The 24,804-nt window shown below is 60.2% G+C and carries 25 protein-coding genes; 17 read left to right on the top strand and 8 right to left on the bottom strand.

The window, feature by feature from the left end; translation table 11 throughout:
* The first annotated feature begins 63 nt into the window (after positions 1–63).
* The 6 genes from LQ249_RS21210 to LQ249_RS21185 all read left to right on the top strand — a co-directional run bounded on the left by LQ249_RS21210 (position 64) and on the right by LQ249_RS21185 (position 5,088).
* Entirely contained in the window at positions 64–1,527 is a 1,464-nt protein-coding gene (locus tag LQ249_RS21210; protein WP_169881654.1) for an aldehyde dehydrogenase family protein, read from the top strand.
* An 8-nt stretch (positions 1,528–1,535) separates the two neighbouring features.
* Positions 1,536–2,603, top strand: coding sequence for a maleylacetate reductase (locus LQ249_RS21205; RefSeq protein ID WP_232565888.1), 1,068 nt, complete (start codon positions 1,536–1,538; stop codon positions 2,601–2,603).
* 36 nt (positions 2,604–2,639) lie between these two features.
* On the top strand, positions 2,640–3,512 hold the full coding sequence (locus tag LQ249_RS21200) for a dioxygenase family protein (RefSeq protein WP_169881652.1): 873 nt from the start codon (positions 2,640–2,642) through the stop codon (positions 3,510–3,512).
* Positions 3,513–3,515: 3 nt separating this feature from the next.
* On the top strand, positions 3,516–3,827 hold the full coding sequence (locus LQ249_RS21195) for a YciI family protein (RefSeq protein WP_169881651.1): 312 nt from the start codon (positions 3,516–3,518) through the stop codon (positions 3,825–3,827).
* Positions 3,828–3,829: 2 nt separating this feature from the next.
* Positions 3,830–4,171: a Rieske (2Fe-2S) protein gene (locus tag LQ249_RS21190; protein WP_169881650.1), complete on the top strand. Its 342-nt coding sequence runs from the start codon at positions 3,830–3,832 to the stop codon at positions 4,169–4,171.
* A 140-nt stretch (positions 4,172–4,311) separates the two neighbouring features.
* Entirely contained in the window at positions 4,312–5,088 is a 777-nt protein-coding gene (locus LQ249_RS21185) for a helix-turn-helix domain-containing protein (RefSeq protein ID WP_169881649.1), read from the top strand.
* A 65-nt stretch (positions 5,089–5,153) separates the two neighbouring features.
* On the opposite strand, the gene LQ249_RS21180 is transcribed toward LQ249_RS21185, so the two are convergent.
* The 3 genes from LQ249_RS21180 to LQ249_RS21170 form a co-directional block, all read right to left on the bottom strand.
* Entirely contained in the window at positions 5,154–6,416 is a 1,263-nt protein-coding gene (locus LQ249_RS21180; RefSeq protein WP_332840624.1) for an MFS transporter, read from the bottom strand.
* A gap of 355 nt (positions 6,417–6,771) precedes the next feature.
* Complete coding sequence (locus tag LQ249_RS21175) at positions 6,772–7,407, bottom strand: NADPH-dependent F420 reductase (RefSeq protein WP_169881647.1); 636 nt, start codon at positions 7,405–7,407, stop codon at positions 6,772–6,774.
* A gap of 42 nt (positions 7,408–7,449) precedes the next feature.
* Complete coding sequence (locus LQ249_RS21170; protein WP_169881646.1) at positions 7,450–8,301, bottom strand: fumarylacetoacetate hydrolase family protein; 852 nt, start codon at positions 8,299–8,301, stop codon at positions 7,450–7,452.
* 370 nt (positions 8,302–8,671) lie between these two features.
* Between LQ249_RS21170 and LQ249_RS21165 the strand changes: the two genes are divergently transcribed.
* Together LQ249_RS21165 and LQ249_RS21160 are read left to right on the top strand one after the other, a co-directional pair.
* Positions 8,672–8,965 carry a hypothetical protein gene (locus LQ249_RS21165; RefSeq protein WP_169881645.1) on the top strand — a complete coding sequence of 98 codons (294 nt, stop codon included), beginning with the start codon at positions 8,672–8,674 and terminating at the stop codon, positions 8,963–8,965.
* The gene (locus LQ249_RS21160) at positions 8,962–9,459 is read left to right on the top strand and encodes a flavin reductase (RefSeq protein WP_169881644.1); all 498 of its coding nucleotides are present in this window, start codon (positions 8,962–8,964) and stop codon (positions 9,457–9,459) included. The genes LQ249_RS21165 and LQ249_RS21160 overlap by 4 nt, the downstream gene beginning before the upstream one ends.
* A 122-nt stretch (positions 9,460–9,581) precedes the next feature.
* Here the strand turns inward: LQ249_RS21160 and LQ249_RS21155 are convergent, their stop codons facing one another.
* The 3 genes from LQ249_RS21155 to LQ249_RS21145 form a co-directional block, all read right to left on the bottom strand.
* On the bottom strand, positions 9,582–10,112 hold the full coding sequence (locus LQ249_RS21155) for a carboxymuconolactone decarboxylase family protein (protein ID WP_232565886.1): 531 nt from the start codon (positions 10,110–10,112) through the stop codon (positions 9,582–9,584).
* Positions 10,113–10,191: 79 nt separating this feature from the next.
* Complete coding sequence (locus tag LQ249_RS21150) at positions 10,192–10,971, bottom strand: IclR family transcriptional regulator (protein WP_232565885.1); 780 nt, start codon at positions 10,969–10,971, stop codon at positions 10,192–10,194.
* A gap of 123 nt (positions 10,972–11,094) precedes the next feature.
* Positions 11,095–12,027, bottom strand: coding sequence for a fumarylacetoacetate hydrolase family protein (locus LQ249_RS21145; protein WP_169881642.1), 933 nt, complete (start codon positions 12,025–12,027; stop codon positions 11,095–11,097).
* A 431-nt stretch (positions 12,028–12,458) separates the two neighbouring features.
* Here LQ249_RS21145 and LQ249_RS21140 point away from each other — a divergent pair, with 431 nt between their 5' ends.
* Genes LQ249_RS21140 through LQ249_RS21130 form a run of 3 tightly spaced genes read left to right on the top strand, consistent with a single transcriptional unit; the run spans position 12,459 to position 16,158 of the window.
* On the top strand, positions 12,459–13,871 hold the full coding sequence (locus tag LQ249_RS21140; protein WP_232565884.1) for an MmgE/PrpD family protein: 1,413 nt from the start codon (positions 12,459–12,461) through the stop codon (positions 13,869–13,871).
* 60 nt (positions 13,872–13,931) lie between these two features.
* On the top strand, positions 13,932–15,431 hold the full coding sequence (gene mhpA, locus LQ249_RS21135; protein ID WP_169881640.1) for a bifunctional 3-(3-hydroxy-phenyl)propionate/3-hydroxycinnamic acid hydroxylase MhpA: 1,500 nt from the start codon (positions 13,932–13,934) through the stop codon (positions 15,429–15,431).
* On the top strand, positions 15,409–16,158 hold the full coding sequence (locus LQ249_RS21130) for a maleate cis-trans isomerase family protein (RefSeq protein ID WP_232565883.1): 750 nt from the start codon (positions 15,409–15,411) through the stop codon (positions 16,156–16,158). The genes mhpA and LQ249_RS21130 overlap by 23 nt, the downstream gene beginning before the upstream one ends.
* A gap of 130 nt (positions 16,159–16,288) precedes the next feature.
* Here the strand turns inward: LQ249_RS21130 and LQ249_RS21125 are convergent, their stop codons facing one another.
* Positions 16,289–17,830: a carbohydrate porin gene (locus LQ249_RS21125; protein ID WP_232565882.1), complete on the bottom strand. Its 1,542-nt coding sequence runs from the start codon at positions 17,828–17,830 to the stop codon at positions 16,289–16,291.
* Between the two features lie 394 nt (positions 17,831–18,224).
* On the opposite strand from LQ249_RS21125, the gene LQ249_RS21120 reads away from it, so the two are divergent.
* The gene (locus LQ249_RS21120) at positions 18,225–18,656 is read left to right on the top strand and encodes an SRPBCC family protein (protein ID WP_169881638.1); all 432 of its coding nucleotides are present in this window, start codon (positions 18,225–18,227) and stop codon (positions 18,654–18,656) included.
* Positions 18,657–18,776: 120 nt separating this feature from the next.
* On the opposite strand, the gene LQ249_RS21115 is transcribed toward LQ249_RS21120, so the two are convergent.
* A complete protein-coding gene (locus tag LQ249_RS21115; protein WP_253397212.1) occupies positions 18,777–19,562 on the bottom strand; it encodes a helix-turn-helix domain-containing protein in 786 nt (261 codons plus the stop codon).
* Positions 19,563–19,978: 416 nt separating this feature from the next.
* Here LQ249_RS21115 and LQ249_RS21110 point away from each other — a divergent pair, with 416 nt between their 5' ends.
* From LQ249_RS21110 to LQ249_RS21090, 5 genes are read left to right on the top strand one after another with little or no spacing between them, the layout of a single operon-like run.
* Positions 19,979–21,241, top strand: coding sequence for an acyl-CoA dehydrogenase family protein (locus tag LQ249_RS21110; RefSeq protein WP_186354553.1), 1,263 nt, complete (start codon positions 19,979–19,981; stop codon positions 21,239–21,241).
* Positions 21,238–22,491: an acyl-CoA dehydrogenase family protein gene (locus LQ249_RS21105; RefSeq protein WP_222941884.1), complete on the top strand. Its 1,254-nt coding sequence runs from the start codon at positions 21,238–21,240 to the stop codon at positions 22,489–22,491. The genes LQ249_RS21110 and LQ249_RS21105 overlap by 4 nt, the downstream gene beginning before the upstream one ends.
* 11 nt (positions 22,492–22,502) lie before the next feature.
* Positions 22,503–23,252, top strand: coding sequence for a carboxymuconolactone decarboxylase family protein (locus LQ249_RS21100; RefSeq protein ID WP_169881636.1), 750 nt, complete (start codon positions 22,503–22,505; stop codon positions 23,250–23,252).
* On the top strand, positions 23,249–23,974 hold the full coding sequence (locus LQ249_RS21095) for a dienelactone hydrolase family protein (protein WP_169881635.1): 726 nt from the start codon (positions 23,249–23,251) through the stop codon (positions 23,972–23,974). Before LQ249_RS21100 ends, LQ249_RS21095 begins: the two co-directional genes overlap by 4 nt.
* Positions 23,974–24,804: an SDR family NAD(P)-dependent oxidoreductase gene (locus tag LQ249_RS21090; RefSeq protein WP_169881634.1), complete on the top strand. Its 831-nt coding sequence runs from the start codon at positions 23,974–23,976 to the stop codon at positions 24,802–24,804. The genes LQ249_RS21095 and LQ249_RS21090 overlap by 1 nt, the downstream gene beginning before the upstream one ends.

Genomic DNA, 24,804 nt, shown 5'->3' with positions numbered 1-24,804 from the left:
GGGCGATGTATCCGGATCAAATCGTCAGACACTGCGCCATTGGCGCGGTGCGAGGAAAATATTATGCAAAATCAGCTGTATATAGATGGACGATTTGTTGATGCGGTCGCTGGCGGCACGATTGACGTCATTTCACCCCATGACGGTTCGTTGATCACTCGAGTTGCCGCCGCCGAAGCGGCTGACATCGACCTTGCTGTCGCCGCCGCCAAACGCGCTTTTCCTGCCTGGTCCGGCCTTGGCGCCGCCGAACGCGGGCGCTTGTTGCTGAAGCTGGCAGACAGAATCGAAGCCTGCAGCGAAGAACTGGCGCAGCTTGAATCCCTCAATACCGGCCACCCGATTCGTGACTCCCGGGGCCTCGACGTTCCACGCACGGCCGCTTGTTTCCGGTATTTCGGCGGCATGGCGGACAAGATCGAAGGGTCGGTGATTCCGGTCGAAGCTGGGTTTCTCAATTACGTGCAGCGCAAGCCGATCGGTGTGGTCGGGCAAATCGTGCCGTGGAATTTCCCGCTGATGTTCACCAGTTGGAAAATGGGCCCGGCGCTGGCCGCAGGTAACACCATCGTGATCAAACCGTCGGAAATCACGCCGCTGTCGACCTTGCGCATCGTCGAGTTGATGACCGAAGTTGGCATCCCCAAAGGTGTGGTCAACGTGGTGCCGGGTTATGGGCATACCGCCGGGCAGGCGCTGGCCGAGCATCCCGACGTCGGTAAGATCGCCTTCACCGGTTCGACGGCGACCGGTCGCCGGATTGTTGAAGCCTCGACCGGCAACCTCAAGCGCATTCAGTTGGAACTGGGCGGGAAGGGCGCGAACATCGTGTTCGAGGACGCCAATCTTGAAGCGGCCGTCAACGGCGCGGCCTGGGCGATCTTTCACAATCAGGGTCAGGCCTGTATCGCGGGGTCGCGTTTGATCCTGCATAAAGACATTGCTGAGCGCTTCCTCGAACGGTTTGTCGCGTTAGCCAAGTCCATACGCCTTGGCGACCCGATGGATCCCGAGACCGAAATGGGGCCGTTGACCTCGGCACTGCACCGCGACCGTGTGCTGGCCTATATCGATATCGCCATCGAGCAGGGCGGCCGGGTTCTCGCTGGGGGCAAGGCGCCGGACGATCAGGCATTGGCAGGTGGCTTTTATGTTGAGCCGACGATTGTCGAAGCCTCGCCCGAGGATCGTGTGTGCCAGGAAGAAGTCTTTGGTCCATTCGTCACCGTGGTGCGATTCAGTACCGACGAAGAAGCCCTGGCCATCGCCAACAGCACGCAGTACGGGTTGGGCAGCGGCCTGTGGACGCAGAACCTGACCCGCGCGCACAAAATGGCCAACGCCATTCATGCGGGAATGTGCTGGGTCAACTGCTACAAACGCGTCAGCCCCGGCAGCCCGTTTGGTGGCGTTGGGCAGTCTGGTTATGGCCGTGAGATGGGGTTCGAGGCGATCCATGACTACACCGAAGCTCGCTCGGTATGGGTCAATGTCGACGCCAAAATTGCTCCGCACTTCAAACGTTGAGGCCTGCCATGAATCCTTTTGTGTACCAAAGTTTGCCTACCCGCGTGGTCTTTGGCTGGGGCAAGCTCTCGGCGCTGGCCGATGAGATCGAACGCCTCGGCGCCAGGCGCGCGCTGATTCTCACCACGCCTGAGCAACAGGCATTGGGTGAACAGGTCGCGGCCTTGCTCGGCGACCGTGCGGCGGGCGTCTATCCCCAAGCCGTGATGCATGTGCCGCTGGAGGTGGCGCAAGCGGCGCGTATCGAAGCGGCTCGGCTTGATGCCGATTGCTGTGTGGCTGTGGGCGGCGGTTCGACGATAGGCCTGGGCAAGGCGATTGCGATGGATTCGGGCCTGCCGATCGTGGCGGTTCCGACCACCTATGCCGGTTCGGAAATGACCCCGATCTACGGGCTCACGGAAAACCGCCTGAAGAAAACCGGGCGCGATCCGAGGGTTTTGCCCAAGACCGTGATCTACGACCCGCAACTGACGCTGACCTTGCCGGCGCAGATCTCCGCCTGCTCGGGGATGAACGCCATGGCGCACGCGATTGAGGCGCTGTATGCCGAGGACGCCAATCCGATCATCGGGTTGATGGCCGAGGAGTCGATTCGCGCGCTGGCGCTGGCGCTGCCGGGTGTGGTCAATGATCCAAATGACCCGCAAGCCCGCAGCCAGGCGCAGTATGGCGCGTGGCTGGCGGGGATTTGCCTCGGATCGGTGGGCATGGCCCTGCACCACAAGCTTTGCCACACCTTGGGCGGAACGTTCAACCTGCCGCACGCCCAGGCCCATGCGATCGTGCTGCCGCACGCCGCGCACTACAATCGCGAAGCGGCGGCCGGCCCTTTGCAACGCGCTGCCCGCGCGCTCGGTGGCAGCGAAGCGAACGAGGTGGGCGCCTTGTTGTATGCGCTGAACCAGAAGTTGGGTATTCCGTTGGCGCTGGCCGACATCGGGCTGCCTGAAAATGGGGCGGCCGAGGCGGCGAAAATTGCCTGTGCCAGCCCGTATTACAACCCGCGGCCCTTTGAACAAGGCCCGATCGAAGCGCTGTTGACCCGCGCCATGCATGGCCTCGCGCCGGCCTGATCCTTCGGTGTGTCTATCCTCGTCGGAATAACAATAATGACCGATCAAGACAAAGTCATAGAGTCACTGATCTCCGAACAGACGGTGAACAGCTTCAACAGCGCTCCCGATGCGCGTTACAAGCAGATCATGCAAAGCCTGGTGCGTCATCTGCACGCCTTTGTCAGCGACGTCGAGCTGACCGAGCAGGAGTGGTTTGAGGGCATTCGCTTTTTGACCGAAACCGGCCAGACCTGCGATGGCCTGGTGCGCCAGGAATTCATTCTGCTGTCGGACACCTTGGGTGTGTCGATGCTGGTCGATGCAATCAATCATCGACACAGTGCAAACGCCACCGAGACCACGGTGTTCGGTCCGTTCTATATCGAAGGGATGCCGGAGCGCGAGTATGGCGAAAACATGGCGTTCACCGCAGGTGAGGCTGCCCTGGTGCGTGGACGTGTGGTCAATACCCACGGCGACGCACTGGCAGGCGCTGTGCTGGATGTTTGGCAGACCGCTGAAAACGGCATGTATTCGGGTCAGGACAGCACGCAGCCGTTCGGCAACTTGCGCGGTCGCTATCGCACCGATGCCGACGGCTATTTTGCGATTCGCACGATTGTCCCGGTGTGCTACCCCATCCCCACCGACGGTCCGGTGGGGCGCATGCTCAATACCGCCAATCGGCATCCCTGGCGGCCCGCACACCTGCATTTCATGATCCAAAAACCAGGTTATCGCAAACTGGTCACCCACCTGTTCAACCACGATGATCCTTACCTGGACTCCGATGCGGTATTTGGCGTCAAACAGTCGTTGCAAGTGATCTATGAACCCCGCGTCACACACGACGACTTATCCGAGAGCCTTGGCCTCGAATTGCCGTTCAAGCGGGCGTGTTACGAGTTCGTCATGGAGGCCGAGTGAATCATGGGGCATTTTTTTGCGGTATTCGCAACGGACCGTCCGGACTCACTGGCCTTGCGCCAGCGCTTGCGGCCCAGTCACCAGGCTCACTTGCGCGCTCCCGAGATGCATCGGGTGATTGTCTGGCTTGGCGGTCCGACGCTCGATGATGCGGGGGAGGCGATGAATGGCACCTTGCTGGTGATCGAGGCGGGCAGTTTGCCGGAGGTCGAGGCGTTCATCCAGGAAGACCCCTATGTCCGGGCCGGGCTGTTTGCCACGATTCAGATCCGGCCGTGGCACTGGAGCCTTGGCAACCCACAATTGCGCGGCTGATCGTGAACGTCATTACGTTGTGCCGATTGGATGATATTGCCGATGGCGGTGCCCTGGGGCTGCCCGAACAGCAGCAACTGCACCCCGGCGGGCTGGTGGCGGTGCGCCAAGGCGAACAGGTGCGGGTGTACGTCAACCGATGCCCGCATTTTTCTGTGCCTCTGGATTATCGTCCGCAAGAGTTTTGCACCTATCGCGGCAAGATCCTGATGTGCGCTCACCACAGCGCGATGTTCCGTTTTGAAGACGGGCATTGCATCGATGGGCCGTGTAAGGGCGCGCGCTTGGAGCCTGTGCCGGTGCGTTGGGTCGAAGATCGATTGGTGCTGGATCTCGAACGCTAGCCGCAGCCCCCCTGTTTTGCCGCGCAATCCTGCGCCTCCTTCCTCCGACCCGATAGAGCCTTTGCTCACGCATCGGGTGGGCTTGCGAGGCAGGATGGGTGAGCGTAGGTTGATCTGTGTAACCTGATTGGAGTGGCCGAATGATAACGCGACTGCGAACCCTTGATCGTGGCCTGGACGTTCTGGGGTATCTCAATAAAGTACGGTCCGCCTCGGCGCAAAATATCGCCAAGGCGCTGAAGTTACCCTTGCCAACTGTCTATCGAATCATTGAAACGCTTTCTCAAGGTGGTTTTGTCGAGCGAGTGAACCCCGATGAAAATACCTATCACCTGACCATCGCAGTTCGTCGCCTGAGCGGTGGGATGACCTGTGAATCGGTGTTCGTCTCGGTGGCCACGCCGGTGCTTTTTGGGCGTCGACAACAACTGAAGTGGCCAAGCGCAGTGTCGACGTTCGAGGACGATGGCATCGTCGTGCGTGAGAGCACCGACCGCTTCACCCCGCAGTCGATTGGATTGAGTGCGGTCGGCAGGCGGATTCCGCTATTGTCCACCCCGCTGGGTTGGGCTTACCTGGCGTTCGCCCGTGACGAGCAGCGACGTGAAATTCTCGCGCATCTGCGCAAATCCCAGGCCCCGGAAGACCAGGCAGCCCGTGACTCACACCGCATCGTTCATATGATCCGCTCGGTCCAAGTGAAGGGCTACTGTACGTCCGATGATGTTCCCTACAAGCGATGCAACAGCATTGCGCTGGCGGTGTTGTGCCAGGGGCGGGTGTTCGGCTGCATCAGCACCGTGTGGCCTTCTACGCTGATCAGTCCGGATGCTGCCATCGCGCGCTGCCTACCGGTATTGCGTGAGGCCAAGGCGGAAATAGAACATAACCTCGAAACCGCGGGTATCGAGTGGTAGGTCACGCACCGAGCGGTTTGAAAAAAAAAGGCGGGGAGCTTGATGCTCCCCGCCTTTTTTTGGTTTCAGGCGTTTGGCTTGGAGGAGTGTTCCATGCGTTCAGGGGAGGAGGGCAGGCCCCATCCTTGCACGCCACTGGCCTTCGGCGGGCCGATCAGGCGGAGCAAGACCATCGCGACCACCGTCATGATCACAATCACGAGGATGACCGGCTGGTAGCGACCGGAGCTGTCGAAATACACGCCCGCCGCGATAGGGCTGACGGCGGCGCCGGCGGTCTGGATCAGCAGCCCGAGCGCGGTCAGCATCGGGAACACCTGGACACCCCAGTAGCCGCTCAGCAGCACCATGGGACCGACCTGCGCGGCGCCGAAACCGAGCCCGTACAGGATCGCGTAGCCGTACAGACCGACTGAGCCGGTCGCGTAGATCAATGTGAAAAGGCCGACCCCAAACAACACCAGGGCACCGAAGTAGGCGCGGCGTGGGCCAAGACGTTGCGCCACCGAGCCGATACCAAAGTTGCCGACGACCATAGCCGCAGAAATGATCGAAATGGTCGCGGCAGCCAGCACCGGTGAGTGCCCGATATCGCGCAAATGTGCCTGCGCATGTGCAATGACGAACGCCGAGCCGCAGGTTGTCGCAAACATGCTGAAGTAGATCGCCCACAAGGCCGGTGAGCAAAGTACTTTGCGCAGCCCCTGATCAAGGTTGAGCGGCGCGGGGGGCGGAGCGAACGGTCGTGCGGCCAGTCGGTGGCTGTCAGCAAGCTCCCACGCGTCGAATTGATCGGCGTCGGGCTTGTTGCGGACCAACAGCAGGGTGACCACCAGGCCGATAACCGAAAAACCGAAGAACACCCAGCAGCCCATTCGGTAGCCGATAGTTGAGCCTTGGATTGCCCACGTCATCAACCACACGAAGATGAAACCGCCGATGCCCATGGCCGCATAGAGCAATGACAACGCAAACGGGCGCCGGTGGCCGAACCAGGCGGTGACGGCCGTTTGACACGGGATGATACTGGCGAATGTTGCAGCCACGCCGATCGCCCCGAATGTCACCGCCGCTTGCCACGGCGCGGTGACCCAGGTTGCCAGCGCAATCGAGGCTGCCGCCATGAGGATACAGCCGATGATCAGGCACCAGCGCACGCCGATTTTCGTTGTCAGTGCGGCGACCAGTGGCGCACACAGGCCATTGGCGGCCATGTTGGCCGCGATCAGTAGTCCCAGGGTGCTGCGTTCCCAGTGGAGCTCTGCAGTCATATAGGTGCCGAGCACGCTGCCGCCGTAGATGGGCAGCGCCATGCTGACGCACATCATGAACGCGAGTGCGCCCAGTACAACCCAACGCGAGTGCAAATATGTGTTTGTTTTTATTGTTGTCATGAGGATCTGCCAATCAGAACTGAGGTCTGTCCAATCACTCGGCGTGGGCCGAGTGAGTTCTTGGGTGAGACGGCAACGCAAGAAATATCGCCGAACAAACGCAAGCCGTGCGCCCTTGCTGCATACCGCCGAGGTGAAGAGGCACTGGCTGCCACCCGCCAGGTAGCGATGGCGCGGCCGAGACGGTGAGATTTTCGGCAGGCAAATCCGTGGTCAGTATCCGCTTTCGCGAACCGGTTCACTCATCTCGTTTGCGCACCGCGATCAGGCGGGCTTATCGCTGTTGAATCTAACGAAGCGTACTCAGCAGTGCCTTCGCTTCCTTGGGCGAAAGCAATTTCAACTTGAGCGACAACGGGCCGCCCATGCCGTGCAATTTCCCGCCTTCAACCAGCGAGCCCGCATCTATCGGCTCGCCCCCCAGATCGCGAATCAACTGCGCGACTGAGGCCTTGGCCTGGGTGTCATCGCCGGAGAAGAAGATTGCACCGCTGTCGCCTTCTGCGGGCAGGCCTGCGGCAAACACCGGAATCGGCTCGTAGTTGAAGGTTTTCACCACATGAGCCCCCGGAATCATCTGTGCGACGACTTCACTGGAGCCTTTGCCGCCGATATCAATCAGGTCTTCAGGGCGTGGGCCACGGCGGTTGTTGGTCGCGTCGATCACCACCTTTCCAGCCCAGGAGCCTGCGGCCGCGATGGCGGCAGGGGTTTTTTCCCAAGGCGTGGCCAGAATCACCACGTCGGCCTCAGCGAGCATCTGCTCCGGCGTCGCCGCGCTCACGCCACTCCCCAATTGCTGGATCAGCGGCTGCAGGGACTCGGGGCCCCTTGAGTTACTGATGAGGACGTGATGCCCTCCCGACACGAGTTTAGGGACAAGCATTTGTGCCATTTTTCCTGCACCCAGAATTCCGATTGCCATGATGTCTAATCCTTCATTGGTTTAGGTTGGGATGAGCGGTGCTTACGCTTCATTTGCAATCACATTGCGCAGCACGCCGATTTCCGCGATTTCCACTTCGACCACGTCACCGTCCTTCATGAACAGTTGCGGGTTGCGACGTGCGCCTACGCCGCCGGGGGTGCCGGTAACGATCACATCGCCTGGTTCGAGTTGGGTGAATGTGGAGCAATAGGTCACGAGTTCAGCAATCGAAAAGATCATTTGCCGACTGGTGGCGCGCTGCACTTCCAGGCCGTTCAAGCGGGTGCTCAGATGCAGCTCGGGATCGCTGCCGAATTCGTCAGCCGTGCTCATCCACGGCCCGAACCCGCCGGTATGCAAAAAGTTTTTCCCGGGCGTCCACTGATGGGTATGGCCTTGCCAATCGCGAACCGAAGCGTCGTTGTAGGGCGCGTAACCGGCGATGTGCTCCCAGACTTGAGCGGAAGAAATACGGCGTCCGGCCTTGCCGATAATCACCGCGATTTCACCCTCATAGTCGAGCTTCACCGATTCTGGCGGCAGCGGAATCACGCCCAGGTGGCCCACTTGCGAGTTGCTGAAGCGCCCGAAAACCGGCGGTTTGAGCGTAGGCTCACGACCGATCTCAGAACGGTGTTCTTCATAGTTGACGCCAATGCAGATGATTTTTGGCGGCGAGGGAATTACCGGCAGAAACGTGATTTGCTCAAGGGTGAAGTCGGGTTCAGCGCCCTCCAGAGCCTCGGCAACGTTGGGGAGTGCGCCCGCTTGCAGCACGCTCAGCAGATCAGGAAATTTACCGGCCAGGCGTTGCGTCAAATCGACGACCCCGCCGTTGACCCAGGCACCGAATTTCGGTGAACCATCAACTTCAAAACTCAGGAGCTTCATCGTCTCTTCTCTCTATCAGGGTGTCGGCAATCGTCCCTTGGGCCAGAGGCTCGTGATGCAGCGCATCAGGCAGGCCTTGCCCGGGTCGATGAAGACTAGTCCCGCGCTGAAGCGGCGAACAAGCACGCCACCTGTTCTGTCCGGTGTGTGTATCAGGGGGGGTAACGGGGTGGCGATTGATTCGAGCGGTTGAAATCGACGGTTGCCGATCAACGTGCCGGACTGGGGCTTGATACACAGAACGGACAGAACAGGTGGCGTGCTTGTTTGGTGGGCCGCGTGGGCACTAGTCTGATTTTGCCCGAGTGGGCTTGGCCGATGCGTTGCATCGCAGCTATTGCTGAAACCCTAATAAGAGAGAGACGAGACGATGAAGCTCCTGAGTGTTGACGTTGGAGGTCCGCAGAGGTTCGGTGTCTGGATCGCGCGCGCAGTCGCCACACTGACATTGCGTCTGGGCGGTAAAGCGCCACAGGCGCTGTTCAACGATGAGCCGCTTTCTTTTTTTGCCGCAGGCCTTTCGGTGGAGGATGACAGTGGTGTGATCTTCTTTTCGCGTGAGGATGTTCCAGCCAGGGCGAAAGCGCCGCTCGATACGGATCGTTACGTTTTCAATAACGAACCTTTCCTGTGTTCCTATCCAGCATTGCGGGGCTCCAAATGATTGATCCACTCAGCTTTCGTGACGGCATGTCTCGCCTCATCGGCGCAGTCACCGTCATTACCACGGATGGTCCCGCAGGCCAGGGCGGTTTCACGGCATCCGCCGTCTGCAGCGTGACGGACGACCCGCCGATGCTGTTGGTGTGCATGAACCGCAACAGTCGGCAGCACAACGTTTTCAGCGGCAATGGGGTCTTGTGTGTCAATGTGCTCACAGCCGACCAGGAGACCATCTCCAGGACTTTTTCAGGCGCGGCGACGGTGCACGAGCGCTTCCAGATCGACCGCTGGAGCGTGCTGGAAACGGGCGCACCCGCGCTGGAGAACGCGTTGGTCAACTTCGATGCGCGCATCGTCCAGACCATCGAGGCTGGCACTCACAGCATTTTCCTGTGCGGCATAGTGTCGGTGCGGGTAGAGCCGGAAGTCCACTCGGGTCTGGCTTATTACGCTCGCAAGTACCACCCGGTCGCGGCACACCGGCCAGAGGAGTGAGTGGGCCCGGGCGCTTGCACATTCAGTGCAGGCGACCTGCAACCCCGCCCAAAAAAACATCGCGAGACGTCCCCTTCATCACCCTGCAAGTGAGCGGCGAAATCACTTTCGCCGCAAGCAGATCAATGGGCAATCGCAAGTGCCACGAGGAATCGGGAGACCATGTTGTAGGCGGCAATCGTCGCGACCAACTCCACGACTTCCTGTGGGTTGAACCGCGCGTTCATGCGCGCCATCAATGCATCCGGCACGGCCACTTCTTGCGTCATCCTGTCCGTGAGTTCGAGCACGAGGGCCTGGTGTTCGTTGAACAGCTTCGCGTCGAACACATCGGGGGTGCGCAGGCTTTCGATGGCTTGCTCACAAACGCCAGCGCTGAGGGCGTGCGGCACGTGCGCCTCGAATTCATAGGTGGCTCGGTTAAGCACAGCGACTCGCAGAATCGCGAGCTCGCGCAAGTCTGCCGGGATCGAGCTGTGATTGCGTACCGCCGACAACATTTGTTCCCAGCCGCTGGCAATCGGGGCGCTATTGAGCAGTACCTGGTAGAGCAAGGAGATGTTGCCGCCACGTTGCTTTTTGATTCTGTCCTCAAGCTCGGCGAGCTCGGGCCTTGTACCTGGCGTGACAACGGGAACTCGAATCTGACTCATGAGAAACCTCTGTTTGGTCGGCAAAGCGCCGAGCATAGGGGGGCAGTTGTCTGGAGTATCGGTATTCGTCAGCGCCTGTTTATTGCACGGGGTGATGCGGGCTCACGAGGCCTGCTGCGCTGTCGCGTGACGATGCAAGTTCAATCTGTCGGGCGCTGTTCTTCATCAACTCGATCAATCTGGCTTGATCGGTGAGGGCGAAGCGCGAGCGGGTCGTCACCAGAATCAACGCCGCCGGTTCCAGCGATGTGCCTGCGTACAGCGGAACGGCGGCGCCGGCGGCGTCGGGATCCAGTTGGCCGACCGAGATCACATGCCCCTCGTGCTGAATCTTGAGCATTTGGGCGCGGAACGCTTTCCAGGTGTCGCCAAGGCCCGCCTCGGCGATTTCTGCCGCGTAGCTTTCATAGAGTCGCTTATGCCTGGCTGGCGAGAGCGCAGCGAGGATGACTTTCGATCCGCCGCCGCGAAAGAGAGGCATGGGGCGGCCCCGCCCGTATGCGACGGGGCACGCCAGTTCTCCCTGCTCCTGGTGAACGGCAAGAATGCGCACGCCATAGATGCTGGCGAGCAAAATGTTGCAACCGGTCTCCTGCGCCAATCGGCTCATCACCGGTTGGCAGGCGATCAACAGCCTGTCGCTTTGACGGATGTAGTAGTCCATCTCGATGATTCGCGGCCCCAGTGAATAACCGTTCTCCGCGCGTCGAAGAAGGCCTGAATCGCACAGTTCCTTGAGGTAGCGGTAGCCCGTCGGCCGGGACAGGCCGGTTTCGGCGATCAAGTCCTCGGGCGACCAGGTGGCCTTGTCGATCGAGAAAAAGTCGAGCATCGACAGCATCTTAGTTAGGCTGGACATTGAGCGCTTCAGAGGAAAGTTAGGACGCCGGCATGGTAGTCAGCGCAGGTTGAGCGTGCAAGCAAACGCCGCAGCGCCCGCAGGCTCCCACCTTGGAGCCTGAGAGCCTGCAATGCACGCGTTCTATTGGCTGGCCGCATATTTGCCGGTCAGTTGCGGGGAGAGCGCGTTCAGTCCCTGGGTTTGCCTTTGCAGGCGCGTTTCGTTCGACCAGGTTCGACGCAGGTCGTCTGTGACGTTGACCGATAGCGTGCCGAGGCCCTCGACCGAGAGTTCGAGGACGTCGCCGTTCTGAATGGCGCCAAGGCCGCGATGGTTGGTGCCCGTCGCGATAATGTCCCCGGGTTCGAGCGGGTGGATATGGCTTAGCCACTCAATGCTTTTTGCGATGCTGTGGGCCATGTCATTGGTATTGAAGCGCTGCCGGGGTTGGCCATTGAGGTTCATGGCGATGTCCAGGTTCTGCGGGTCGGCGATCTCGTCTGCGGTGACGATCCATGGGCCCATCGGGGCGAAGGTGTTCCTCGACTTTGCCTGGAAGAAACTGTTTTTTTCCGGCTTCATTCCCCGGGCCGAACCGTCCATGAAATTGGTGTATCCGAACACATAGTCCCGCCAGTCCGCCGCCGCGACCTTGTCGGCCCGGCGTCCGATAATGATCGCGAGTTCCGCTTCCGCTTCGAAAACGATCGCCGGGATATCAGGAAGCACCAGGGTGTCTCCCGGCCCGATCACACAGGAGGACGCCTTGTGAAATGCATTGATCAGTGGCGGCTCCGCCAGGGTGCCGTCTTCCATGTAATTGACCGCCATGCAGACGATGTTGCCCGGCTTGGGCAGCGGTGCTCGCAGCCGAACGCCAGACAGGTTGATCCGTTGCCCCAGGCGTTGCGCTTTCTCCAGTGCGTCCTTGTATTCATCGAACTTCTCAATCAGATGAATCATTGCATCGTTGGGGTTTGCGTAGGGAAATCCACTGATCAATGACGAAATGTCCACGATCGAGTCGTCGACGATCAGGCCGAGTCTGTAGGAGTCGAAGAACGCAAGTTTCATTGGCGGCAGTCTCTTGTTGATGAGGCATTGGACACGGGACCCGCAAAGGCTTGAGGTTTGGAGGCTGGTTGAACGTCGGTGTGATCACGTGGATCTCGTCGGCCGCCAAGCGGGCTGCTGCGGTTGTGATTCGAGTAAATCTATCACTATGAGATTTGATCGTAAAATATAAATTCTGTTTGGCTGTCTTTTTTATCCTTATATATTGAAATAAATTCATAGCTATCATGTTGTTATAGTATTTTTAATGATAAGTATAAAATTGTGCCAATTCTCATAATTCAAGATTGAATTGATATTCATATTTTGTGTGTGCTAAGTTTTGGTCCAACGCGCCGTGCGCACGTGCGGCGCCGCGACAGGCAGAAGAGGCAGCTGCGCCGCAGGCCTCAGTGACCGCAGGCGTCTACGCCGGCCCAGGAACGTTCTCGATGACCCTCATTGATACGCTTGCTCAAAGGATGGCCGCGGGGCCTTCCATCGACGCAATGGAATCTGCCGCGCAAACGCTCTCGGTGCATGTGCTCGATACCGTGGGCGCCTGGATCGCCGGGCGCGCAACCCGCGAGGGACGGCTTCTCAACGGGCTGCGAGGCGAGCACGCACCGTTCAATTCGTCGACGCTCGATGCGGTAGGGCTGTTTACGGCCACGGCAAGATTGACCGAGGTCGACGATATCCACATGGCGTCGTGCACCACGCCCGGCGCGCTGGTGGTCATGACCGCGTTGACCCTGGCTGCGAACCTGCCGCGCGATTGGCTTGGCCAGGCGCGTTTCGCCGAAGCGGTTCACGTTGGTTATGAAGTGATGACCGGGCTGGGGGAGGCGGTGTCGGGCCCGAAAATATTGCACCAGGGCGTTTGGCCGAGCCTCCTGCTCGCGCCGGTCACGGCGGCGGCCGTCACGGCGAAGCTCCTCAACCTGGACGCGGAGCGCACGGCCCACGCGCTGGCGATTGCGCTGACCTCGTCCAATGGCCGACCGGGGGGCAATGCGAGTGCCGGGGTTGCATCGGTGCGAGGAACCTCGGCCAGATGGCTGCTGTTCGGGATGGCCGCCCGAACCGGTTGCGCCGCTGCCATGAGCGCCGCCGCAGGCTTCACCGGCGACCGGGGCCTGCTTGAGAATGATCAGGCGTCGCCGATGCGCGGGCTGACCCTCTGCCACGAGCGCATTGCGCGTATCTTGCAGGGCCGTCCCGCGATCCTGGGGGCGAGCATCAAGCCTTACTGCGCGGCGAAGCACAACATCGCCGCGATGTTCGGGTTCCGGCAGTTGCTTGACCAGGGTATCGACCACGAGTCGCTGACGGCGGTGCGCGTTCGCTTACCTCCTTCACACGCGAACATGGTGGCGCATTACGACGTGGAGATCAGCCGGCTGTCCCGTGTGACCAGTTGCGCCTACAACCTCGCGCTGGTGGGCGTCATGCCCGATGAACTGCTGGATGTCGAGCGTGCGCAGGCCCATCGCGGGGTTGAGATGACGCGTCTTGCCGACAAGGTTGAAGTGCTGGCCGACGAGTATCTGCAAGCGGCGACACCGCACGCCTATCCGGCGGTGGTAGAGCTGCTCATCGGCGAGCGGATCATCGCCAGCCAGACGATCATTCATGCCTGGGGCGATCCGCAACGGCCCTTTCGAATCGACGAGGCGAGACAAAAGTTTCGCCGGCTGTCCAGGGACCTGCTCGAGCCGAGCACAGCCTTGGAGATCGAGAACCTCTGCCTGGAGGTTGCGGACTCGGCGCACGCTCGCGCCAGCGTGTGGAATCACCTCGTGGACATCGACCGACGCGAGTCGGAACGGGATTCGCTGCAATTGACTCACCCTCGCAACTAACGGGGCTCGCTTTACAGGAGCGCTAAGCCCTCTGGATCAACCCCCATCATGAGCATTGTCATGAGTAATTATTCAGACGTCATTATTGTTGGACTCGGGCCTACGGGAGCCACGCTCGCCAATCTGCTCGGGACCTTTGGGCTGTCGGTGACGGTGATAGAAGCCATCGACGAGACTTTTCCACTGCCGCGCGCGACGCATTTCGATGGTGAAATCATGCGCGTGTTGCAATCGATCGGGCTGGCCGAAGAGGCGCTGCCGTTCACCCATGTGAACCCCGGCATGACCTTTGTGAACCTCAAGCACGAGGTGATTTTGAGTTGGCCCAGGCCGGACACCGTCGGCCCGCACAACTGGCACCCCAGCTATCGGTTTCACCAGCCCGCGCTGGAAGCGGTGTTGCGCAAAGGGCTCGATCGCTTTGCGCACGTGAGCCTCAGGACCGGATGCGAACTGCTGTCCGTGGTGCAATCGGAAGACGGGGTGCAGGCGCAATTCATCGCTCGAGGCAAGACCACGCCAGAGGTCGTCAACGGGCAGTATCTGATCGGCTGCGATGGCGGTAGATCGCCGGTGCGCGGCATCCTCGACGTGCCTCTGGAGGACTTGGGCAGCCACGAAAAATGGCTGGTGGTCGACGTGATCATGAATCGCGAAGTCGCGGGCCTCACCGACGGTACCGTTCAATTCTGCGATCCCCAGCGCCCCACGACCTACATGCGATGCGTTGGCCAGCGGCGACGCTGGGAATTCATGGTCATGCCGGGCGATGACATCGAGGCACTTACCTCGCCTGAAGGCGTCTGGGGGTTGTTGTCTCCGTGGCTGGTTCCCGACGACGCGCAAATCGAACGCGCCGTGACCTATATGTTCCATGGGGTTATTGCCCACCCGTGGCGTCGGTCGCGGGTAATGCTGGCCGGGGATGCCGCTCACCTGATGCCTCCTTTCCTCGGTCAAGGGTTGTGTGCAGGTCTGCGGGACGCCGCCAACCTGGCCTGGAAACTGGACTGGGTGATCAAGGGGCGCGCATCGGCGGACCTGCTCGACACCTATGAACAGGAGCGCTCTGCACACGTTCGCGCGACCATCGAACATGCGATCGAAGTCGGCGAGATCATCCAAACAATCGACCCCGAACAAGCCCGTGAAAGGGACGCCAAGCTCGGCCAGGGGCCTCGAAAAATGAGCTCCCTCGTGCCTCGGCTCGGGGCGGGGCTGCATCGGGCCGAGGACGCTTGCGCAGGGTTTATCTTCGCGCAACCCATACTCGAATCCGGCGTGCCCCTCGATGAATTTGTGGGCTCGAACTTCGCGGTCATCGGTGATCGCCAGTTGCTGGATTCGGTTTCGCCGGCGACCAGGATGCTGTGGGACCTCAATGGCGTCATACGCCTGCCGGACGAGGCGCAACAGTGCCTGGACGAACTGAATGCCAAGGCGGTAATCATTCGTCCCGATCGGTACATCCTGGCGGTTGCCAATAGTGTCGAGGCGTTGGATCACGTATCAACCTATCTCCCCGGAGGAAACGAAAATGAGCACTCACGCCGTACATGAAATATCACCGGTAGCCGACCTGGCGCGGCCGCTGAAAATTGGCATGCTGTTGCCCTCGAGTAACGCCATGGCCGAACCCGAGATTCAACGAATGCTGCCGCCGGGCGTGAACATATTGACGACCCGCTTGAAACTGGCCGGCTCGTCAAAGGCCGCGCTGCTGGGCATGACCGAGAAGATCGAAGAAGCCAGCAGCCTGCTGGCCGACGCTGCCGTGGACTTGATCGTGTTCAACTGCACGGCGGTCTCGACGTTTGATCCGAGCATGGGTGAACAGCTGTCTTCGCGGATTGCTGACGCCAGCGGTTGTCCGGCGACGGCGACATCGGATGCGTTGCTGGCCGCCTTCAAGGTGCTGCGGGCCAAGCGCATCGTACTGATCACACCCTATATCGAGGAGGTGAATCTGCGTGAAGTCGAGTATCTCAAGCATTTTGGATTTGAGGTGCTGAGCCAGGTTGGATTAGGCCTGCTGGAAGGCACGAGCATGGCCGCAGTACCGCCTGCCAAATGGCTTGAACTCGCGCGAAGCTATCGAGACGACTCCACCGACATTTACTTTCTCAGCTGCACGGCAATCAACGTGTCTTCGATCATCGACACATTGGAGGCTGAGTTGGGGCGGCCGGTCGTCACGAGCAATCAGGCGATGTTGTGGCACTGCCTGCGTCTGCTGGGGCGAACTGAGCCTGTGCACGGGTTTGGCAAGCTATTCGAAATGGCCTGACGGTCTGAAACGCGCTCGGGCCAATGAGGCCCGGCGCGACAATCAATGGGTTCAACTGTTTATCTGCCGACGATCGATCGACCCGAACTCCGGCGCACGCACGTGCTGCCGGAGTAGGCGTCGACGGTTTTTATCGGGACAGACCACTGATGCGGCCAATGTCGATGACGAACGTCAGGGCGAACAACCAGCCGCTTTGAGTCGGCCCGACCAGCGCGTTTGGACCTTGCCTGTTCGGATTCAGAAAGTACTGGGCCGAGGCGTTGGCCAACACGCCGGGGGCGACGCCGTACTGACCGTGCACGTCAAACGTGAACGTGTCTCGGTGAACCTTATCGTCGCCCCAGCCGCTTGCCGCACTGGTCTGTTGCTCGTTTAAAGCGCGCCCCTTGCTCAGCTGTAGATAGCGTACAGTCGAGCCCACCAGTGCCGCCGGGTTGCCTTTGATAAAGCCACCATATTCGCTACCTGCGTACAGTTCGAGGGGAAATGACTGACCGGAGCCTGGGGTGACAAATGCGCCCCCGTACACCGCAACGTTAGGTGGAACGATGCTGTCCGCGTCGGCTTTGGTCCAGAGCACCTTTCTTGCCTGGCCGTAAAAGCCCGAGGTGCCGCTGTCATGTGTAACCGCGGTGCCAAAGGGATTCTGCGACTGAGTCGATCCGTCCTTGTTGTACAGGTCATCCGTGTACGGACTTGTGTTGTGGTACACACCGACTTCGGCGTTCAGCGGATATCGGCTGTCGGAGAAGTCGCTGGTGTACGTCATATTCCCCAGCCATATCCAGCCTTTCCTGGTGTCAGAGATCCAATCCCATCCGGACGACTGGCTGAAAAGGCCGTAATTGTCCTCGGTCACGCCCAATCCCAGGCGAGTATGGGGCGACAGTTTGTAGGAGGCGCGTGCCCCCCAAAGTGATTTATCGAAGGGCGGCACGCCCACCGTGATCAGCGGGGTCGATGTGATGCATCCGGCGCACATTGTCGCGACCATGAAATCATCGCCCAGATTCATGCGGCCATATTCAAGGTGAAGCTGTTTATCGAAGACGTCGTGCGACAGTGTCAGCTTGACCAGGTTCGAACTCGTGGTTGTCGCGGGAAAGGGCGCAAGGGAGGAACCGACTTTATAGGAGTAATCGCCGTTGTTTTGAGACAGCGGCTCCCACGCCTCCGTGATGTGCAGTTGTGTATTGGGAACCCCTAGGAGCTTGGTCAGATCGGCGTTGGCCGACATGAACAATGCCGGGGAGTCCATGGAACTGCCCGGTTTGATACCCGCCGTAGGGTTTGTGAAATAGCCATTGGTAAAGAACAGACCGAACGTGAATCCCTGCTTTTCCAGTTCATCGCCTAACTCGCTAAGTGGCCCCTTTCGGGTGGGCGGGGGAATATCGGCTGGAGGTCTTACGCTGACGCTCGCGACACCGGGTGGGTTCTGCCCGGTTTCAGTCTGGGCTTGCAGGAAGACGCCTCTGATGAGCTTTTTAGTGGGATCGATTGAGCTGTTGGCGGCGACTGCAGCGCTCGCATCCAGTGGGTTATTTGTTGCATCAGTCGAAGCTATTGGCGTCTGCTGACCTGATTCGGCAGCTGTCGCGGTAAGGGCTGAGAATCCCAGTGCGAAGACAATTGTTTTGGCACGCGTGACATTGATGAAGCGTTTCATGTGTTTCCTCCATTGTATTTATTGTTGAGTCAACGCGCTGAAGCATAACGAGCGACCCTATGGAGTTAGCCCAACACCTGGTTGCTGTCCGCTGGGTGTACGGGCGCGGACTGGCAAGCGGCTGAAGACACATTGGGGAGGGCGATTGCCAATAGAGGAGGGGGCGTGCGATACGTTTTGAACCTGGCGCCGAATACGGCAATCGGGTGGTCGGTACACCCAGCGGACACTCGCCAGAACATACGATCACGCGCGCGTGGCACACGATAGACTTCGAGACGTCTTGCATGTTTAGAAGGTCTACGGCAGTCGCCTAAGCTCAACCACCATAGCGACTGCCCAATAGCGTATGCGGCTGCCTGCCGCAGTCTGTCCACCGAGAGAGGAAGTAGCGATGACGATTGTCACAGTGAGCAAGAGTGTCAAATTGAAAGCTGGCGCGTCGGATGTATGGGAATTTGTTAAGGACTTTGCCGGCTTCGCTGCCTGGCAGCCCCACATCAATTCGGTAGAGATGCTGCCCAATGGCGATCGCAAGGTGTTATTCAAGCGTGGCAACACCATGCTCGATCGCATCAAGCATCTGAGCGATGAGTCGAAGACGTTGACCTACGAACTCGTTCCCGGCCAGGAAACCCCGCCAGGTGCACCACCGATCAAGAGCCTGGATGCAACCTTTGTAGTGGTCGCTGACGGCTCGGGCTCCGACGTCACCTACACCATTGAAGCGGATGTTCCTGCGCCCATGGTGGAGTTGGCGCCCAAGGGTATCGGCGCAGATATCGATGGCGCACTGGAAGGTCTGAAGACGCAATTCGGCAACTGAAAAAACGCACGCACGGAGTGACGGTCCGTCCCCGCGAACGTCCATGTGTTCGCGGGTGGATCAAGGCTCATATCGGGTCGATGTGACGGTACTTCCGGTGTGTTGCGGTGGAACTCGCGGTTAACCCCGCGAGCGCTCGAACCCCATCTTTATCAGGCCGGCTTCCATGTCGAGCTTGGTCTGCAAGAGGTCAGGCAGGTAACGGCTGACCACCTCGTCGTAATCAATCGTCGCGGCCACCCACACAATGTTGATACAGGCGATCACGCTCTGTTGGTACATGATGGGAACGGCGATGCTCGCGCACTTGGGATGCTCCAGATCGCGGCAGTTGCTGTAGCCATTGGCGTGCGAGCTGCTGATCATTTTTTGCAGGAACGCTTCGTCACGGCTCAAGGCGTTGTCCGGATCCTGCGAGCAGCGCAGTGAGGCGAGAATGTCCTCACGTTCGTCCTCGGGACAAAACGCGAGATACGCGCGCCCAAGCGGACTTTTCAGAAGGTGGCGTTTGCGTCCGATCATCCCCACGTCGACTGAAAAGGGGCTGAAGCTATGGGTGCTTTCCCGAATGATCATCGCATCGCGCTCGAAGGTCGCCAGATCGGTTGGCCACAATACCTTCTCGCCCAGGCGCTGCAGCAGCGGCGCCCCGAGGGTGCGAATCCACTCTTCATCGGTGAACCCTGCGCTCAACTGGCGCACCGCGTCGGTCAAGCGAAATACGCTGTCGGACACACTGCGATAGAGCAGCCCGCGGTCTTCCAGGGTTTCGAGGATGCGATACACGGTGGGGCGTGGAAGTTGGAGTTCGAGAGCGATCTCGTGCACGGTGGAGGCGCGAACCGTATTGAGGTACTCAAGCACTCTGAGCCCTCGGTCCAACGAACAAATCGTCTTATAAGTCATGAGCGTTTCCCGGCGTTCGTTATGGTCGATTTTTTGTGTGCGGGATGAAGTAGCCATTGAGGGGGCGGCGTGCCTGAGTCCGGTGTTTGTCGAATAACACCCAGCCTGCCGTGATTCATTCTCTTCAACGATCAAGGTTATACACCAAACACGCGGTGGTAAATCGACGCGCCGCCCAGCGGCCTGGGTGAGTTGAGTGCGCAAGCTCCCTCGGCGCAGCGTGTGGGGTTGGCGCTGTGTCGGCTGCACGCCGCCGCACGCGCCTGTCGGCATCCTGGTCGACGTTTGGCGTGCCGATTTCGGCCTCAGATACACAGGCCGGACAGCCATCAACCGCGCCTTGTTCCGCCTGATCCGGGAGGACTACTGTGGCTTCTCATAGTAGCTATCCATAGAAGATTGCTAAGGAGATACCGATGGTCAGTACGCTTAAGAAAAACATGGCCGGTTACATGGCGCCGCCTGAGCCAGGCTTGACTGCCGAAACTTTGATTGCACGGGCGGTGGCAATGCGTCCTGCGTTGCTGGAGGGGCAGGCCGCCGCGGAGGAGCGCGGAACCTACTCGCCGCAAATGCACAAGGCGTTTGAGGAGGCGGGCTTTTATCGGACCTTGCAGCCGCAACGTTATGGCGGATACGAGTTCGACGTGCCGACGTTCGCGCGCATGGTCATGGAGGTTGCGCGTGGCTGTCCGGGGAGTGCTTGGTGCCTGGCGTTGTCGGCGGGGCATGCACTGAATGTGGCGCAACTGTTTGGCGAGAGCGCGCAGACCGAGGCTTTTGGGGTTGATGGGCACTTCGCCGCAGCGGCACGCGCCATTCCGTCAGGTACCGCCACCCGTGCCGATGGTGGCTGGCGCCTGGAGGGCACCTGGGATTATTGCTCCGGGGTGCCGTACTCAACCCACGTGATGGTCGGTGTCAGAATCATCGAGGAAGGCGGCGCGCCGCAGGCGGCGGTGGCGTTGGTACCGCGCTCGGAGTGGAAGATGCTCGACAACTGGGGCGACTTCATTGGCATGCGCGCCAGTGGTTCCAACAGCGTGGAGATGCACAGCGCCTGGATCCCGGAACACTTCCTGGTGCGCGAGGATTTCTTCGCGCCGAATATCTCTCAAGGCACCGAAGGTGCGCGGTTGCATGGCAACCCGATGTACGCCGGCGGCACGTTGGGTTTTTTCCAGACCGAGATCAGCTCGATCATGGTGGGCGTTGGCTTTGCCGCGCTGGATGAGTACGAGAACATCATTCGTGCCCGCAAGGCTTTCGGCCCTAACGCAGTGCTGCAATCGGAACACCCCGATTACCAGCGCCCTTATGGGATTGCCCTCGGCAAACTTGAAGCGGCGCGTCACGCAGTGGTTGGCGCAGCGCAGGAATATATGGACCTGGCACGCCTGAGCATGGAAGGCAAACGCACCTACCTGCGCTCCGATGACCAGCGTCTGCAAGCGGGGCTGCAGCATGCGGCGCAGTTGTCTTTCGAGGCCGTCGACATGCTGTACCGCGCCTCGGCGACCAGCGCTGCGGCGAAAAATGGAACGCGCATGCAGCGCTACTTCCGCGATATCTCCATGGCTCGCACCAACCCTGGGTTGCAGTTCGAGCTCAAAGCCGCCGACCTGGCTCGACAATTGTTCGCAGAACGCGACCAACGCCAAGGGAGCAAGCAGCCGTGATCGACGCTGAACAAGCCCGTGATCGGCAGAGATCACAACCGGCGTCGACGGCTGGCGGCGCCATCCCGGTTCCCGAGGTCAACTTGACGCCGCAGGAGATGATCCGCCGTGCCACGGCGATGCGTCACACCTTGCGCGACCGGCAGGCGGCCACCGAGGCAGAGGGTCGCCTGCTGGCGCAAACCAACGAGGAATTCATCAACGCGGGCTTTTACCGCGTGGTGCAGCCGCGCCGGTTCGGCGGCTACGAATTCGATCTGACCACCTATGTCCGGGTGATGAGCGAAGTCGCACGCGGCTGTCCTTCAAGCGGCTGGGTGCTGGCGTTGACCTCGGGTCACCCCATCATCCTGGCCGATCACTCCGAACAGGCTCAGATCGAAGCCTACGGCACCGACGGCGAATACCGTTGCCCGTCCCTGGGCTCGCCGATACCGGTGCAGCCTGTGCCGGGTGGGTACAGGGTTTCGGGGTTCTGGGATTTCGCCTCTGGCTGCGACATTGCAACCCACATCATGGCGAGCGGCTTGATTGCGCAGGAAGGCGCCGCGCCCAAGCCGGTCCTGATGCTGATTGATCGCCAGGATTATTCGATCGTCGATAACTGGAACATGCTCGGCATGCAGGGCACCGGCTCGCGCCGGGTGGTCGTGGAAAACCTGTTTGTGCCCGAGCACCGCGTGGCACCGCTGGCGATGTGGGTGGGGGCCGCTGGCGACAAAGTGCATCCCAATCCGATGTACAACGGGCGCAAGGCCGGGTTCTTCATGATCGAGGGCGGGGCCGTGTTGATGGGCACCGCGCGGGGCATGCTCGATCTCTACGACGAACTGCTGCGCAACAAACCCATGCGCTTCGCGCCAAAGACCAAGCTCATGGAACATCACGAGTTTCAGCATTACTTCGGTGTGGCGCAGGCGCTGATGGACAACGCCGACGCAGCGCTTCTCAAAGCGGCGCAGGACTACATGGATGCCTGCACGGCGCAGTCAGAGCAGGGTATCGAATTCTCGGAGGAGGAAGACCGGCGGATATTCCTGATGGTCCAGCAGGCGACCCGCCTGGCCTTCGAAGCCGCCGACCGGCTCTTCACCACGGCAGGCACCCAGACCGGCCAAAGCACGTCGATGTTTGGACGCTACTACCGTGACCTGGCGATTCAACGCACGCACTTCACCCAGCAGATGGACCGAACCGCGGTGAACTTTGCGCGCATTCACTTCGGCTTCGCGCCCTTGTCACCGTTCTAAGGAAAGCGACCATGCCCTCTGAAGCGACGGCCTCCCGCATCCGGGAGAGTTTCAAACAGCGACGCGGTTATTGGAACGATGATTGGGAACGGCTGATGCACAGCAACCCGGCCTATGTGGCGGCGTATCTGGAGTTGTCTGCCTACACGTCGGAGCGCGGCAGTCTTTCGCCGAAGATGCGTGAGTTGATCTATGTGGCTACCAACTGTTCGCCCACGCACTTCTTCGAGCGCGGCGTGCGACAGCATGCGCGTTTCGCCCGGCAATTCGGTGCCTCGCTCGAGGAACTGATCGCGGTGGCGATGATTGTCAGTACGGTCGGTGTTCAGACCTATCTGCTGGGGGCGGCCGCGCTTGAGGAGCTTGTGCCGGGCGCACTGACCTCAAGCGACCATCAGGCGCATGTCAAGGCAGTACACAGCCGGCATCTCCAATTGCTGGGCGCAGCCCTGCCTGAGGTCGATGCTGCCATCAATGTCGATCCTGCGTTCTATGAGGTCTGGTTGAATTTTGCCGAGGCCGCGATGGGTGCCAACGGGCTGCTCTCGCCCAAGGACAGTCATCTGATCGCCTTGGCCGCGTATGCGCAATGCACGCAACTGTCGGGCCCTGGCGTGCGACAACACATGCGGGCGGCGCTGGCGAACGGTGCAACTCCAAACGAAATCATCGACGTGTGCAAGCTGATCACCAGCATGGGGGTGCACGCAGTGGTGCACCCCGTTCCAGTGCTGATCGACGAATGGGAGCAACAGCCTTGAGTACTACGCCGCTTCGCTATAGCGCCGATGACCTGAGCTTCTGCGGTCAGCTGGCATGCCCGGATGCACAAGGCAAGGTGCCCGGCATCCTGATCTTTCCGGAAGCGCCAGGCGTCGGGCCACATGTGATCCGGCGCGCGGCGGCCCTTGCCCGGATGAACTACGTCGCCCTTGCCGCAGATGTGCACGGCGAGGGGGCGTTATTCGACGATCCCACCGCCATGCGCGCGAGTATCGACCTGCTCAAAAGCCAACCCGAGCGGCTGGTCCAGCGTCTGCAAGCGAGCCTCCAAGCGCTCACACAGGTTCCGCAGGTGGACCCCCAGCGCATGCTGGTGATCGGTTACTGCTTTGGCGGTTGGTGCGCGCTGGAACTGGCGCGCACTGGCGCACCGCTGCTGGGCGTCGGGGTGTTCCATGGCGCCTTGGTTGCGACACAGGCCGATACCGCCAACCAGATTCAGGGCAAGGTGCTGGTTTGCTCGGGTGCGTCCGACCCCCTGGTGCCTACGGAACAAATTACCGCGTTCACGCAGGAAATGTCCGCGGCAGGGGTTGATTGGCAAGTTCACCTGTATGGCGGCACCGGCCATGGTTTTACCAGTCCCGAGGCCGGCAGCAATCCGCGCCCCGGCTTCGGTTACTCGGCATCGGCCGATCAACGTTCCTGGGCGGCGCTGGGCGTATTTCTGAATGAGATCTTTGACATGGGAAAAGACTGATGGAATTTGCGAATAAGACTGTCCTGATCACCGGAGCTGCAACCGGTATCGGCCGCATGACCGCTAAGAAATTAGCCCTGTTGGGCAGCCGTGTCGTCATCGCTGATCTCAACGGCGAAAAGGCCGAGGAAGCAGCGAAATCGATTCAACTTGAAGGCGGCGATGCGATAGGCGTGCGGTGCGACGTTACCCAAGATGAGGACGTCGCTGCGTTGATGGCAACGGTCGTTGCCACCTATGGTCCGGTCGACGTGCTGATCAACAATGCCTCGATGCCGCCCATTGCCGGGCGTATCGAGGACATTCCTTTTGCGGCTTGGGAAACCGCGCTGCAAGTGAACGTGCTGGGCTACGTGCGCATGATCAGCGCCGTTTTGCCCTCCATGATGGAGCGGGGCAGTGGTTACCTGGTCAACACCGCATCATCCCTTGCCATCCTGCCCGATCCACCCACGCGCTTTCAAATTCCCTACACGACGACCAAAGGTGCTCAGCTCGCCATGAGTTACGGCCTGGCGCACGCGCTTAAACCCCATGGCGTGCGCGTGTCGGTTTTCTGTCCAGGCATCACGGCCACGTCCGATCGCCCTGGCGGGCAAAGCCTGACAACCTCCGGCACCGCGATCCCGAGCATGGCAGAGTTTCTCGACGGTGTTGACCCTCGGCGCGGCAAGCCCGCGACGGCAGAGTTCGCTGCGTCCACGCTGGTCGGGGGCCTCCAGCAAGAGACGTTTTTAATCAGTTCACAAGTGGGTTATGAGGAGCAGATCGTGGAGTTTGCGCGCGCTGGCCTTGATCCACTGGCGTTGATCGTTGGCGGGGGCGTCTGA

The organism is Pseudomonas sp. 7-41, from assembly GCF_021233075.1.
Taxonomy (GTDB): domain Bacteria; phylum Pseudomonadota; class Gammaproteobacteria; order Pseudomonadales; family Pseudomonadaceae; genus Aquipseudomonas; species Aquipseudomonas veronii.
The sequence above is the reverse complement of the archived record's forward strand: the minus strand, read 5'-3'. Positions and strand labels throughout refer to the sequence as shown.